Below are 14,062 nucleotides of genomic sequence, written 5' to 3' on the forward strand. Positions count from 1 at the left end.
ATATGCTTAAACATCAGATTTAAGGGTCGGTATGCGGCGCGTGGTGTCCTGATGGTTTGCCCAAGCCAAGCCAGGACTTCAATTTTTCACGCACGGTCTGGAACGTGACGTAGAGCATCGGGATCACGAACAGACCGAGTGTACTGGCCGTCAGCATACCGATGAAGACCGGCGTACTAACATTGTGCCGTGCCATCATCGAGGCGCCATTTGCCAAGACCAGCGGCACGAGACCGAGGATGAAGGCAATCGATGTCATCATCACGGCGCGAAAACGCAGCTTTGCGCCCAGAACCGCCGCATCGGCAATCGGCATGCCCGCCTCACGCTTTTCCTTGGCGAACTCGACGATCAGAATGCCGTTCTTCGCGGCAAGGGCGATCAGAACCACAAGACCGATCTGTGCGTAGAGATCCATCGTCATGTGGGTGAGCGCCATGCCGGCAAAGGCACCAAACACACCCACGATGACGGAAAGCAGAACCGGAACGGGAATAGTCCAGCTTTCGTAAAGCGCCACCAGGAACAGATAGGCAAACAGCAGGGCGAGTGCCAGGATAATACCCGTCTGACCTGAGGCCTGCTGTTCCTGATAGGCCGTTCCTGTCCATTCCAGCGCAAAGCCGGATGGCAGGGTCTTGGCGACCACCTGCTTGAATGCTTCCATGGCATCCCCGGAAGATGTGCCGGGAGAAGGCGAACCGTTGATGGTCACGGCGCGATAGTTGTTATAGCGGGTAATGACCGGCGGGCCGACAATTGTCTTTACCTCGGCAATCGACTGGAGAGGCACCATGTCGCTGTTGGAGTTGCGGACATAGATGTTCCAAAGCGCCGATGTATCGCGGCGATTGGCGGCATCGCCCTGGACCTTGACCTGCCAGGTGCGTCCGAACTCGTTGAAGTCGTTGACATAAGAGCCACCGAGCGTTGCCTGTAGGGCGTTAAAGATATCACTGATGCTGATACCGAGCGCCTGGGCTTTTTCACGATCAATATCGAGATAGATCGACGGCGCATTGGCACCATAAGTGGTGAAAACACGTGCCAATTGCGGGTTCTGATTGGCCGCGCCGACCACGCCATAGGCCACATTGGCCATGGTTGCCGGATCAGCCCCCTCAAGCGATTCGATCATCGCTTCGAAACCGCCGCTGGTGGAAAGACCCAGAACGGGCGGAAGGTTGAAGGGCAGAACCGTGGCGGCCTTGACCTGCTGGACCATGCCGAACGTCCGGCCGATGACCGCTTGGACCTTGTCCAGGGCTGCGGGACGATCCGCGAAGGGTTTCAGCCGCACGATCATGAAGGCGGAATTGCTGGCCGAATAGCTGTCAAGGAAGGAATAACCGATAACCGAGGAGACGTTATCGATTTGAGGAACAGCCTTCAGCAAATCCTCCACTTGTCCAACCGCACCACTTGTCCGTGCCACCGAAGCGCCATCGGGCAATTGTACCGCGATGAAGAACGTGCCCTGGTCTTCTTCCGGTAGGAAGCCGCTCGGGGTGATCTTCGACATGCCATAGATACCAGCGCCACCGACCCCGATGATCAGCAGGGACAGGACCGCCATGCGGACCATTTTCTGGACTGCCCAGGCATAGCCGTCACGGGTATTGTCGATGCGCCGGCTGATCCAGCCCATGATGCCACGTTTTTCGCCGGTATGGCGCAGGAAGACGGCGCAGAGAGCCGGCGACAGCGTCAAGGCGTTAATGGCCGAAATCAGCATGGCAACACTGATGGTGACCGAGAACTGCCGGAACAATTCCCCTGAGATACCGGAGATGAAGCCGATGGGAACGAAAACCGACAGCAGGACAAGGGTGATCGCAATAATCGGACCGGTGACCTGCCCCATGGCCTTCTTGGTGGCGGCAACCGGGGTCAACTCCGGCTCCTCCTCCATCACGCGCTCAACATTTTCCACGACGACAATCGCGTCGTCAACGACAATACCGATGGCGAGAACAAGGGCGAGAAGCGAGACCGTATTGGCCGAATAGCCAAGCGCCAGCAATACCGCGAATGTGGCGATAACGCTGACTGGCACCGCGATGATCGGAATGATGGTCGCCCGGACATTGCCGAGAAACAGGAAGACGACCACAGCCACCAACACGAAAGCTTCGATCAGCGTATGGATGACGGATTCAATCGTATCCTGAACGAAGGTGGTCGAGTCGTACATGACATTGGCGCGCATGCCTTCCGGCATCCGGCTGTTCAATTGCGCGATCTTGGCGCTGACGGCCGCAGCCGTATTCAGCGCATTCGCACCGGGAGACATGTAAATGCCCATGGCAACACCCGGATCGCCTTCGCGTCGGGATACCGTGTCATCGTTCTGTGCGCCCAGTTCAACACGGGCGACATCCTTCACCTTCAGGACAGAGCCGTCCTTATTGGCACGCAGCACAATATTGCCGAATTCCTCCGGCGTCTCAAGGCGGCCCTGGGTCTGGACGTTATATTGAAATGCCTGGTCGTCCGGTACGGGACGCGCACCGATACGGCCAACGGGTGCCTGAACGTTCTGGGCTGAAATCGCACTTGTGACGTCCGAAGGCACAAGGCCGAGGCTGGACAAGCGATCAACATCGAACCAGATTCGCATCGAATACTTCATGTTGCTGAAGAGCGATGCCGAACCGACGCCTGGAACACGGGAAATCTCGTCCAGGACGTTGATCGTCGCATAATTGGTCATGAACAACGGGTCAAACTTGCCCTTGTCGCTCTGCAACATGATGAATTGCAGGATGGACGAGGATTTCTTGCTGACCGAGACACCCAGACTTTGAACGTCACTGGGCAGCGAGGACAGAGCCGTCTGCACGCGGTTGTTGACGTTAACGGTGTTAATGTCAGCATCACTGCCCAGCGCAAAACTGACAGTCAGCGAATAGCTGCCATCATTACCGCTGGTGCTTTTCATATAGAGAGCTTTGTCGACCCCGATCACCTTGGATTCGATCGGTTGCGCGACGGTCTGTTCCAGCACCTCGGCGGAAGCGCCGGGATAGGAGGCCGTCACCTGGACCTGTGGCGGCACGATATCGGGAAGTTGGGACACCGATATTCTGGTCAGCGCCAGCCCACCGGCAATCGTCAGCACGATGGCAATGACGATTGCCATGCGTGGACGATCAATGAAAATATTGGAAAACATCGCTTAGCCCTGCTTTGGTGCGGCGGGTGAAGGAGCCTGGTCGGCCGGCTGTGCATTGACCGGTGTATTGGGCCGAACACGCTGGATGCCGTCAGTGATCACCTTGTCGCCTTCCTTGAGGCCATTGGTGACAACAGCCATGTCAGGCGTGGATTGCCCAAGCGTCACACGGCGCACCTGCGCAACGCTCTTGTCATCAACCACATAGACGTAGGAGCCCTGCTGGTCGATCATGACCGAGGCACGCGGAATCGTCAGGTAATTGGTCGGCTCGACGGTTTCGAGGATCACGCGGACGAATTCATCATTCACCAGTTCCCGATGTCCCGTTGGCAGCAGCGGATTGGGGATCGTGCCACGCAGGGTGATGGAATCGGTATTCTCGGAAACGCTGATGTCGTAGAAATCAAGCGTGCCTTCCTGGGCGTACATCCTGCCATCGGGCAAGCGGATCTTGAGCTTCACGCTCTTTTCCATACCGCCTTCCTTGTCGAACCGCTGTCTCAATTCAATGAGACGGCGCACTGATATCGGGAATTTCACGTACATCGGGTCCTGACTGACCACCGTGGCCAAGGTTCCCGATGAAGACGACACGACATTGCCGACCGTGACGGAAGCAAGGCCGATACGACCATCGATAGGCGCGATGATATCGGTATAGCCGAGATTGATCTGCGAGGTGCGCACATCCGCTTCCGATTCAGCCACCTTGGCAATCGAGGTCCGTTGCGTGGCGCGTGCGTCGTCCAGATTGCTCTGGCTGCCGCTGCCCCCGGCTCGAAGCTGTTCATTACGGGCAAGGGATATATTCGAATTTTCCAGCGTCGCCTGATTTTCGGCAAGCGTCGCCTTCTTGGAATCCAGATCGGCCTCATAGGACTGCCGCTCGATGCGGAACAGGACCTGGCCCTTCTTGACCTCGGAACCTTCCTTGAAAAGCTGTTCTTCCAGGAATCCGGTCACACGGGCGACGAGATTGACGGAATCCTTCGCCTCGACCCGGCCATTGACCTCGGTCGTGTCATTGATCGGCTTCAGTTTGGCAATCGTGACGCCGACAGCCGGCGGCCCAGCATTTGGCATCTGCGCAAATGATGGGGTGGAAAAAGAAAGGGCTGCAATAGCGCAACCCGCAACAAGAAATCGCTTTGTTTTTTGCATGGCTAGGAACACTCCAACGGTAGCCTCTCCGATATATATACATACATACCGTTTGTAAATAGGATTGATCGCAGCGTACAAATATGTGATGAATTAGAAAACGAAGCGCCGTGCCCAACAAATTCGCCCAGGAGGACCCATTGCGGAGAACCAAGGAAGAAGCAGCGGAAACCCACATGCAGCTCCTGAACGCTGCCGAGCAACTTTTCCTCACCAAGGGCTTTGACCAGACGTCATTGGACGAAATTGCCCAGGCGGTTGGCGTGACGCGCGGTGCCGTCCATTGGCACTTCAAGAACAAGCGCGGCATTCTCGAAGCCCTGCGCAACCAGGCTTTCAAGCCTTTCGAGCACTTGGCGGCTCGGCTTCCGGCGGACAGTTCCGTCGACGTGTTTGCCGCCCTTGAACAGATATTGTTCGACATGCTGGCGCATCTTCAGGCCGACGAGCGGCGGCGCGGTGTGATCCGGGTCAGCCTCCATCTGGACCTTTCGATAAAGGAAACCGACTCGGATGGTATTCTGAGTACGCTCAAGGGCAAGCTGCTGCCCCTCTTCCAGGTTGCCGCCGACAGGGGCCAGTTGACCGCACCCTGGAACCCTGCCTCCGCAGCCATGACCCTGAGCGCGACCATATCGGGCCTGATCGGCGAATGGGCCTTCGGCAGGGATAATTTCCAGCTCGTACCGTATGCACAGCAATTCGTCCGGATTGCTCTGGTGGGTTTCGGCATGCAAAGCCAGGACTGTTCTACAGCGCATAAACAGCCTGGGAAGGCCTGATCCATCTGTCTCAGTGGCGTCGGTATAATCCGCTCCCCTTAGCCTCCGGAACCAAAGATTCCACCAAATATCCCCCTGCTTTCAGCAGTAAAAATACCGCTTGGCTTGTAGATTCCAGATCCGACGCACTCAGCTTTTCAAAGGCATTGAGCTTTGCGTCCTATCAGCAGTGTGCCGCACTGCGAGACCGGATCGATGGAGCGACCCTTGGACATTCTCGAACGCCTCGTGGCCTTCCCTTCCGTTGTCGGCACAGCCAACGGCGAGATCGTCAGCTTCATCAGTGACTATCTGCAAAACCACGACGCGGCGGTGAGCGTGCTTCCCGGGCCGGAGGGCGACCGCAGCAATCTGTTTGCCACCATCGGCCCCAAACATGTGCCCGGCTACATCCTCTCCGGCCATATGGATGTGGTGCCAGCAGGCGAAAGCGGCTGGGTGAGCGATCCATTCCAACTGCGGCGCAACGGTGACAGGCTTTTTGGCCGTGGCTCCAGCGACATGAAGGGGTTTTTGGCCTGCGCTTTGGCCTGCGTGCCCAAACTCGCCGCCATGCCGCTGGCCCGTCCCATCCATCTTGCTTTTTCCTATGATGAAGAGGCCGGGTGCCGTGGCGCGCCGCATATGTTGGCGCAATTGCCATCTCTTTGCGAAAGCCCGCTTGGGGCCATTATTGGCGAACCCAGCGGCATGCGTGCCATCCGCGCCCATAAGGGCAAGGCTGCCGCGCGTGTCACCATCACCGGACGTTCCGGCCATTCATCAAGGCCTGATCTAGGGCTGAATGCCATTCATGCGATGAGTGAGGTTCTGCTTGCTGCCCGCCATGCTGCCGCTGATTTAACGAGCGGCCCGTTTGAAGCGGTGTTTGAGCCGCCCTATTCCTCGCTGCAAGTGGGAACCGTGCGCGGTGGTCAAGCCGTCAATATCATTCCTGATACCTGTGAGGCCGAGTTTGAGGCACGCGCCATCTCAGGTGTTAATCCCGCAGCACTTTTGCAGCCTGTTCGTCGGACAGCGGAAGCGTTGAAAGACAAAGGCTTTGGCGTGGAATGGGCAGAGATGAGTGCATATCCCGCACTCTCACTCCCCCAAAACGCACCCCTCGCCGCGCTGCTGCACAGGCTCACGGGCGCTGAGCCCCTGGCTGCCGTGAGCTACGGCACCGAGGCCGGGCTTTTCCAGCAAGCGGGAATCGATGCCATCATCTGCGGCCCCGGCGACATCAGCCGCGCCCACAAGTCCAACGAATATATCCTGATGGACGAGCTGGCCACCTGCCAGACCATGATCACCGCTCTCGCAGACCACTGCTGCAAACTTTAAACCGAGTACTAATCCATGTCTCTTTTGAAAACCATCGACACCAACCCAACCTTCACGCCGAAAGAATCCAAGGCCCTGCCGGAACGCTTGATCTCTGGTGATCCGGCCTTCAAGACATGGCCGCAGGATGTCTGCCGTGGCGAAATGATCCATACCGGTGTGTGGGAAGCCACTCCCGGCGAGACCAAATCGATCAAGGGCGAGAGTTTTGAATACTGCCATATTCTCTCAGGCGTGGTGGAAATCACCCCTGAAGGCGGCGAGCCGATGATTTACAAGGCAGGCGATCATTTCATCATGAAACCCGGCTTTGTTGGCGTGTGGAAGACCATTGAAACGGTGAAGAAAATCTACGTCACCATCATGGCGTAACCCGAGCTTGCTTAAGGAAACCTCATGACCCTCAGCTTCGATCCAGACACAATCGCCCTGCCCATCGGCCATTTCATTGGCGATGCGCTGGTGGATGCCAATGGCGCACTGGACATGTACCGCCCATCCGATGGCAAGGGCTATGCGGGCTGTCCGATTGCCAATGAGGACATGGTGGATCGGGCAGTCCAAACCGCAAAACAGGCGCTGAAAACCAGCCAATGGGGCAATGTGCGCCCGCGTGAGCGCACGATTGCGCTCCAGCGCTGGGCAGACCTGATTGAGCGCGAGGCAGAAACGCTGGCCAAGCTGGAGGCGCTGTCGTCAACCCGTCCGGTCGGCCATCTGATTGCCGGGGACATTGCTGTGACCGCCGAGCAAATCCGCTTCTTTGCCGAAATGGCAGACAAGGAAGGCGACGCGCTGGTGCCGACGAATAGTGATAGTCTCGGCATGATCATGAGCGAGCCTTATGGCGTGGTCGGGGCCATTACGCCGTGGAATTTTCCGGTGTCCATGGCGGGTTGGAAGCTTGGACCGGCGCTGGCCGCTGGCAATGCCGTTGTGCTAAAACCATCGGAAATGACACCCTTTTCCAGCATCTATCTGGCGCAATTGGCCGTGAGGGCCGGGATTCCGGCGGGGCTGATCAATATCGTGCTGGGCGATGGCGCTGTCACTGGCAATGCCATCACCGGCCACCCGGATATTGCCAAGGTCAGCTTTACTGGCTCCACCGGAGCGGGTCAGGCCATCATGGGCAATATTGCCCGCACGGGCGTCAAACCCATGACACTGGAACTGGGCGGCAAAAGCCCGCAACTGGTGTTTGCCGATGCCGATCTGGACAAGGCAGCCGCCGCCATTGCCCAAAGCATTCTCTCCAACGCGGGCCAAGCCTGCGTGGCTGGCTCACGCCTGATTGTAGAGCGCAGCGTGATGGAGCCTTTGGCAGAAGCGATCATAGCCAAGATGAGGGCCGTGAAAGCTGGCCCAACTTGGGATGCGACAGCACAATATTCGCCGATCATCTCCCAGCGTCAACGCGAGCGGATCGACAGCATCGTCAAGGCCGCCATTGATGCCGGGGCGGAATGTTTGACGGGTGGCGATATCATGGAGGGCGATGGGTATTTTTATACGCCGACCTTGCTCTCCCATGTCGATCAGCATTCCCCGGCGGTCACGCAGGAAATATTCGGCCCCGTGTTGACCATGCAAACGTTTGAGCATGAAGACGAGGCGCTGGCTTTGGCAGACCACCCCACCTATGGACTTTGTGCCGGCCTGTTTACCCGTGATCTCTCCCGCGCCCTTCGCCTGACACGCGCACTTCAGGCAGGCACCGTCTGGGTAAACCGCTATGGTCGGTCGCGTGACCATATTTTGCCCACGGGCGGCTACAAGCAATCCGGCATTGGCAAGGATCTGGGCCGCGAGGCCTACCATGCCAATCGCAAGAGCAAGAGTGTGTTGATTGGGCTTTGAGGCATCCGTACTGTTGAGTTGCCTTCGGCCCCCCTCATCCCCCTGCCGGGGACTTCTCCCCGCCGGGGAGAAGAGACAATACGGTCAACGTTATCCCGGAAAACGCTGGATTCTTTGCTTTCTGTCCATCATTGATGGAGCGGAGAGATATCCACGAATCTCTTTTCCCCGGCGGGGAGAAGGTGCCGGCAGGCGGATGAGGGGGGCGAAGCCACAAAACTCTTTCTACTGAAACTTATCCAGCATCTTATAATACATCCCCACCAGCGGCAAAAACCATGGCTTGCCAAAATGTCCCGGCACGGCAGGCCACTCCAACCCCTTCAGCGGATTGGCATCGGGCTTGCCCATGATGGTATCGGCCATGATCATGCCGAGGTGGGTGGAGAGCTGCGCCCCATGGCCGGAATAGCCCATGGCATACCACAAGCCGTCCTGATATCCTGCGCGGGGGTAACGGTCCTTGGTCATATCCACCAGACCGCCCCAGCAATAGTCGATCTCGACCTTGGCAAGCTGGGGGAAAATCGCGGCAAGGGATTGGCGGAGGATTTCGCCGCTTTTGGCGTCCGATTGCTGATCGGATGTGGCAGAGAAACGGGCACGACCGCCGAAAATCAGCCGATTATCGGGCGACAAGCGCCAGTAATTGCCAATGTTCATGGTGTTGACGCAAGTGCGGTTGCCCGGCATCACGCTCGCCACTTCTGTGTCCGATAAAGGTCGTGTGGCAATCAGAAAGCTGCCAACGGCAATGATGCGGCGGCGGAAGAAGCTGAAATTGGGCGTGGTATAAGCCCCGGTGGCCACCAGCACATCCTTGGCCGTCACGCGGCCCCGCGCGGTGGTCAGGCGGTGGCGGTCTCCCTGCTTTTCAATAGAGATGACAGAGGCCTGCTCGGCAATGTCAGCGCCGTGGCGGTGGGCGGCGGTTGCAAGGCCCACCACATAGCGGCCCATATGCATCATGGCGCTCTTTTTGGACAGCATGGCACCATGAAAAGGTGAGCCGACCTCACGTTTCAAATCCGATGGTGACAACAGGGCCGTGTCGGGATCGACCTCTTCATGCAGGGCTTCGAAATTGCGGGCAAGGCCTTCGAAATGCTGTGGCTTCGAGGCCAGTTTCAGCTTTCCGGCCCGGCGGAAATTGCAATCAATGCCTTCCTCGGCAATCAGCGCCTCGATGGTATCAATGGAACTGTCGAGCGCCTGGTAAAGCGCAATCGCCCGCTCCTTGCCCAATTCAGCCTTGGCCCCCAGATAGCTGTGGGCCAAGCCGTTGTTGAGGTGCCCGCCATTGCGGCCAGAGGCACCCCAGCCAATGCGCTGCCCCTCCAGCACGATCACCTTTGCCCCCGCTTTCGCCAGTTGGCGGGCCGCTGCGAGGCCTGTAAAGCCGCCGCCAATCACCGCGACATCAAAATCGCCTTCAATTGCGCCGGTGATGCCCTCGGCAAATTTCGGGGCGGTGTCGTGCCAGTAGGAGAGATATTTCATCGCTTAAAGACCAAACACGCCGGGGAGATCGTAAACGCCTGCGATTTCCTGATAGCCATAATAGGGATTGGCTGGCTCATGACCGCGGTTGACCCAGACCTTGTTCTTGATGCCCAGATCATGGGCGGTCATCAGATCATAGCGGAAGGAAGACGACACATGGGTAATGTCTTCCGGGCCGCAGCCGAGCATGTCGAACATATATTCAAAGCCCTTCATGCGCGGCTTGTAGGATTGCGCCTGCTCTGCCGTATAGACCGCATGGAAGGGCGCACCAAGCTTTTCCACATTGGACATGATCTGCGAATTCATGGCGTTGGAAAGAATCACCAGCGGAATTTCCTTGGCCACTTTGGCAAGGCCAGCAGGCACATCCGAATGCGGACCCCATGTGGGTACGCGCTCATACACGGTCTTGGCGTCTTCCTCGCGGAAGGTCACGCCGTTTCTCTTGCAGGTGCGCTCGATAGCATTGTGGACCACATCGGCATAGGGCTTCCAATCGCCCAGCACTTCATCGAGACGATAGGCTGAGAAGTCTTTGACAAACTCATCCATATGGGCGGCATCCAGTTGAGGACCGTAAATATCGCGAGCCGCTTCCGCCATCTGGAAATTGATGAGCGTGCCGTAGCAATCGAAGGTGATGAATTTCGGGCGGAAGGGAGCCATGGGTTTCTTGATCCTTGCAAAGCATATCGTTGAGGTTTTCCCATCATAGGCAGAGCCGCGCCAAGCGGTTCACCGCAATTGCCTCTTCTCAAAGCACAATGTTGCGTATGCAGTGGCGGATTTGGCAGAGAGTTTTGCAAACTCCTAAGAGCCGCTATCCAGACACCCCGCAGAAATGCAAGGCCACGGCATAAGATGCGGCGATCAATGGTCGGAACGGCCAAAGATACCAAGGACGCGCTATCGTCGGGATGATCTTCTTTGCGTAGGGGTCTATCACTGAGAAGCACCAGAGTTTGCCTTGGGAAAAGTGGCCACCGGTTTTCCCGAAAAGACAAACTCAAACAAAAAGCCAACAGATTTCAGGATAGTGCCATGCAGGCAAGCCAGATCGACATCATTTCCTTTGGTCCCGAACACATCGACGGCGCATTTATGCTGTCGCAGCAAGCCCAATGGCCACATCGCCGGGAAGATTGGGCCTTTTTGCTGTCCTTGAGCAAGGGCTTTGTGGCGCTTGAAGGCGGGCGCGTAGTGGGAACCGCCATGGCGACGCTTTATGGAGAGACCTGCGCCACCATCAACATGGTCATTGTCGATGCCTCCATGCGCGGGCGTGGGCTTGGCCGTAAATTGATGGACATGGCCTTGAATGCCGCAGATGGGCGCGAATGCCGTCTGGTGGCAACGCAGGATGGCCTGCCCCTCTACGAAAAGCTCGGCTTTGTCGCCGCTGGTGAAATTATCCAGCATCAAGGCATTGTCGAAGATGGCGCTATCGCCAATTCTACAATCTCCTGGGCTGATCAGGAGGTGGAGCAAGAATTGGCCACTCTTGATGCGGCTGCCTTTGGCGCGGATCGGAGTGGTCTGCTGAGCAAGCTCGCGGAAACCGGCAAATTTGCCATTCTCAGAGATGCTGGCCGCATCACCGGCTATATCGCTCTGCGTCCCTTTGGTCGCGGTGAAGTCGCGGGGCCGGTCGTGGCGGCCAATCAGGACGATGCAAAAGCCCTTCTGTCCTTTGTGTTCGCTGCAAGAACAGGATCGTTTCTGCGCGTCGACACAGCAGTTGCAACAGGTCTTGCGCCTTGGTTGACGCAGCAAGGCCTTGTTCACGTAGGCGGCGGCGTGCCGATGCGACGCAATGCGGCACAGATAGATCCGAATGAATCGGCTTCCGTTAAAACCTATGCACTCGCCAGCCAGTCACTCGGCTGAATTTGGAGATCTGATAATGTTGAGCAATTCCCTGATTGAACTGGACCGCGCCCATCTGGTGCATCCGGTTGCCTCCTATCACGGCCATGAAAAGGCCGGCGTGCGGGTTTTGAAATCCGCAAAGGGTGCCACCATCACCGATGTCAGCGGCCACCAATTGCTCGACGGCTTTGCCGGTCTGTGGTGCGTGAATGCCGGTTACGGCCAGGAAAGCATTATCGAGGCCGCCACCAAGCAGCTGCGGGAACTGCCTTACGCCACCGGCTATTTCAGCCTCGGCTCGGAACCCGCCATCCGGCTGGCTGCGGAACTGGCAGACCGCGCACCCGGCGATCTCAACCACGTCTATTTCACCCTTGGCGGCTCAGACGCCATCGACAGCACCATCCGCTTCATCCGCTATTATTACCATTGCAAGGGCACGCCGCAGAAGGACCAGTTTATCTCGGTAGAACAGGGCTATCATGGCTCATCCACGGTCGGCGCTGGCCTGACGGCTCTGCCGCTGTTTCATGCCGGATTCGGCCTGCCATTTGACTGGCAGCATAAAATTCCGTCGCACTACGCCTATCGCAACCCGGTCGGCAATGATCCCACCGCCATTATTGCTTCCTCCGTTGCAGCCTTGCGCAAGAAGGTCGAAGAACTGGGCAGTGAGCGCGTAGCGGCCTTCTATGTCGAACCGATTCAAGGCTCCGGCGGTGTTCTGGTGCCGCCCGATGGCTGGCTGAAAGCCATGCGCGATGTCTGCACCGAGCTGGATATTTTGTTCGTGGCCGATGAAGTCATCACCGGGTTTGGCCGCACCGGGCCGTTGTTTGCCTGTTCGGATGATGGCGTGGTGCCGGATCTGATGACCACTGCCAAGGGCCTCACCTCTGGCTATGTGCCGATGGGTGCGGTGTTCCTGTCCGATAAAATCTACAACACCATTGCCGATGGTGCCGGATCGGCGGCGATTGGCCATGGCTATACCTATTCGGCGCATCCGGTCAGTGCCGCTGTTGGCCTTGCCGTGCTAAAGCTTTATGAGGACGGCCTGCTGGACAACGGTCGCAAAATGGGCGCACGTCTGATAGAGGGCTTGGAAAGCCTGAAAGACCATCCATTGGTGGGCGATGTGCGCGGTCGCGGCATGCTGGCCGCCATTGAAATGGTGGTGGACAAGGACAAGAAAACCCCGCTGCCAGCCGCTGCCGCACCTGCCACGCGGGTGTTTGAACGCGCCTGGGACAATGGCCTTGTCATCCGCGCCTTTGCCAATGGCATTCTGGGCTATGCGCCACCGCTGTGCTGCACGGAAAGCGAAATCGACGCCATTGTCGAGCGCACCAGGAAGACGCTGGATCAAACGCTGGAAGATCCGGACGTTCGCACTGCCATGGCCTGAGACCACACCCAGTCAGGCGAAATACCGCCGAACGATCAGATTCAGAATTTTCTGCCGTCTTAAGATCGGCATTCGGGAAGAAACAGCCCGTAGCTCCTGTAATACTTCGAGTGCGCCTCAGTAGAAAATGCCAGGGCGCATTCAAGATAAAAATAAAAGTTAAGCGAGGAAACCAAGAGATCGTGAGTGACAGGAACGGCATTTGCCGGGCCTGATGCAACAAGATGGACAAGCCAGAGGATGCAATGATGGCAAAGGCCTTTGCGGATTTCAAATATCTCACCTTCGACGTGGTCGGCACGCTCATTGATTTTGAGAGCGGCATTACCCATTGCCTCGCTGAGATTGCCGCAGAGACAGGCGTGACGATGGATGGAGAACACGCCCTTTCGCTCTATCGTGCGGCCCGCTATGACGATGAAGCCTTGCTTTTTCCCGATGATCTCGCGCGGGTCTACTTAAAGATCGCCCCCGCCCTCGGCCTGCCGGCAAATGCTGCGTTTAGCGAGCGCTTGCGTGGCTCCGTCACCGATTGGAAGCCTTTTGCCGATAGCGTTGCCGCGCTGGCACAGTTGAAAACCCGCTACCGGCTGATTGCCATGACCAATGCGCAGCGCTGGGCCTTTGCGTATTTCGATGAAGCCTTGGGCGAGCCCTTCCATGCCGCCTTCACCACCGACGACACAGCGACGGAAAAGCCCGATCCAGCGTTTTTCGACACGGTTTTCGCGTTCGTTGAAAAGGAAGGCAACAGCCGCGCCGATATCCTGCATGTGGCGCAAAGCCAGTATCACGACATCGGCATTTCACGGCAGCTTGGCCTGACCAATTGCTGGATCGAGCGGCGCCATGCCCAAAAAGGCTATGGCGGTACGATCGAACCGGAAACATTTGTGAAACCCGATTTTCACTTCACCTCCATGGCGGGACTTGCCGAGGCCGTAGAGTTGGATCACGCCGTCTGAAGGCAAC

11 protein-coding genes are annotated in these 14,062 nt (G+C 57.5%); 7 read left to right on the plus strand and 4 right to left on the minus strand.

What is annotated here, in order from left to right; translation table 11 throughout:
* Positions 1-19: 19 nt before the first annotated feature.
* Positions 20-3,175 (minus strand): efflux RND transporter permease subunit, encoded by a 3,156-nt coding sequence (locus H1Y61_RS17880; RefSeq protein WP_180574907.1) that lies wholly within the window; start codon positions 3,173-3,175, stop codon positions 20-22.
* 3 nt (positions 3,176-3,178) lie between these two features.
* Positions 3,179-4,339, minus strand: coding sequence for an efflux RND transporter periplasmic adaptor subunit (locus H1Y61_RS17885; RefSeq protein WP_174112610.1), 1,161 nt, complete (start codon positions 4,337-4,339; stop codon positions 3,179-3,181).
* A gap of 140 nt (positions 4,340-4,479) precedes the next feature.
* Here H1Y61_RS17885 and H1Y61_RS17890 point away from each other — a divergent pair, with 140 nt between their 5' ends.
* The 4 genes from H1Y61_RS17890 (at position 4,480) to H1Y61_RS17905 (ending at position 8,307) form a co-directional block, all read left to right on the plus strand.
* Entirely contained in the window at positions 4,480-5,121 is a 642-nt protein-coding gene (locus H1Y61_RS17890; protein ID WP_180574908.1) for a TetR family transcriptional regulator, read from the plus strand.
* Between the two features lie 195 nt (positions 5,122-5,316).
* Entirely contained in the window at positions 5,317-6,447 is a 1,131-nt protein-coding gene (argE, locus tag H1Y61_RS17895; RefSeq protein WP_180574909.1) for an acetylornithine deacetylase, read from the plus strand.
* Positions 6,448-6,462: 15 nt separating this feature from the next.
* Positions 6,463-6,819 carry a cupin domain-containing protein gene (locus H1Y61_RS17900; protein WP_180574910.1) on the plus strand — a complete coding sequence of 119 codons (357 nt, stop codon included), beginning with the start codon at positions 6,463-6,465 and terminating at the stop codon, positions 6,817-6,819.
* Between the two features lie 24 nt (positions 6,820-6,843).
* Positions 6,844-8,307, plus strand: coding sequence for an aldehyde dehydrogenase family protein (locus H1Y61_RS17905; protein WP_180574911.1), 1,464 nt, complete (start codon positions 6,844-6,846; stop codon positions 8,305-8,307).
* Positions 8,308-8,532: 225 nt separating this feature from the next.
* On the opposite strand, the gene H1Y61_RS17910 is transcribed toward H1Y61_RS17905, so the two are convergent.
* Entirely contained in the window at positions 8,533-9,807 is a 1,275-nt protein-coding gene (locus H1Y61_RS17910; RefSeq protein ID WP_180574912.1) for an NAD(P)/FAD-dependent oxidoreductase, read from the minus strand.
* 3 nt (positions 9,808-9,810) lie between these two features.
* Positions 9,811-10,479 (minus strand): haloacid dehalogenase type II, encoded by a 669-nt coding sequence (locus H1Y61_RS17915; RefSeq protein WP_180574913.1) that lies wholly within the window; start codon positions 10,477-10,479, stop codon positions 9,811-9,813.
* 375 nt (positions 10,480-10,854) lie between these two features.
* Here H1Y61_RS17915 and H1Y61_RS17920 point away from each other — a divergent pair, with 375 nt between their 5' ends.
* The 3 genes from H1Y61_RS17920 to H1Y61_RS17930 all read left to right on the plus strand — a co-directional run bounded on the left by H1Y61_RS17920 (position 10,855) and on the right by H1Y61_RS17930 (position 14,055).
* Positions 10,855-11,700, plus strand: a complete 846-nt coding sequence (locus tag H1Y61_RS17920) for a GNAT family N-acetyltransferase (RefSeq protein ID WP_180574914.1) — start codon at positions 10,855-10,857, stop codon at positions 11,698-11,700.
* 16 nt (positions 11,701-11,716) lie between these two features.
* Positions 11,717-13,090 (plus strand): aspartate aminotransferase family protein, encoded by a 1,374-nt coding sequence (locus H1Y61_RS17925; RefSeq protein ID WP_180574915.1) that lies wholly within the window; start codon positions 11,717-11,719, stop codon positions 13,088-13,090.
* A 248-nt stretch (positions 13,091-13,338) separates the two neighbouring features.
* Complete coding sequence (locus H1Y61_RS17930) at positions 13,339-14,055, plus strand: HAD-IA family hydrolase (RefSeq protein ID WP_180575193.1); 717 nt, start codon at positions 13,339-13,341, stop codon at positions 14,053-14,055.
* The last annotated feature ends 7 nt before the right edge of the window (positions 14,056-14,062 follow it).

The sequence above is a fragment of the Agrobacterium vitis genome (assembly GCF_013426735.1).
Classification (GTDB): Bacteria; Pseudomonadota; Alphaproteobacteria; order Rhizobiales; family Rhizobiaceae; genus Allorhizobium; species Allorhizobium vitis_D.

Coding starts and splice junctions, on each gene's coding strand:
- H1Y61_RS17880 (WP_180574907.1), bottom strand. CDS start 3,175: ATGTTTTCCAATATTTTCATTGATCGTCCACGCATGGCAATCGTCATT.
- H1Y61_RS17885 (WP_174112610.1), bottom strand. CDS start 4,339: ATGCAAAAAACAAAGCGATTTCTTGTTGCGGGTTGCGCTATTGCAGCC.
- argE (WP_180574909.1), top strand. CDS start 5,317: ATGGAGCGACCCTTGGACATTCTCGAACGCCTCGTGGCCTTCCCTTCC.
- H1Y61_RS17900 (WP_180574910.1), top strand. CDS start 6,463: ATGTCTCTTTTGAAAACCATCGACACCAACCCAACCTTCACGCCGAAA.
- H1Y61_RS17905 (WP_180574911.1), top strand. CDS start 6,844: ATGACCCTCAGCTTCGATCCAGACACAATCGCCCTGCCCATCGGCCAT.
- H1Y61_RS17910 (WP_180574912.1), bottom strand. CDS start 9,807: ATGAAATATCTCTCCTACTGGCACGACACCGCCCCGAAATTTGCCGAG.
- H1Y61_RS17915 (WP_180574913.1), bottom strand. CDS start 10,479: ATGGCTCCCTTCCGCCCGAAATTCATCACCTTCGATTGCTACGGCACG.
- H1Y61_RS17920 (WP_180574914.1), top strand. CDS start 10,855: ATGCAGGCAAGCCAGATCGACATCATTTCCTTTGGTCCCGAACACATC.
- H1Y61_RS17925 (WP_180574915.1), top strand. CDS start 11,717: ATGTTGAGCAATTCCCTGATTGAACTGGACCGCGCCCATCTGGTGCAT.
- H1Y61_RS17930 (WP_180575193.1), top strand. CDS start 13,339: ATGGCAAAGGCCTTTGCGGATTTCAAATATCTCACCTTCGACGTGGTC.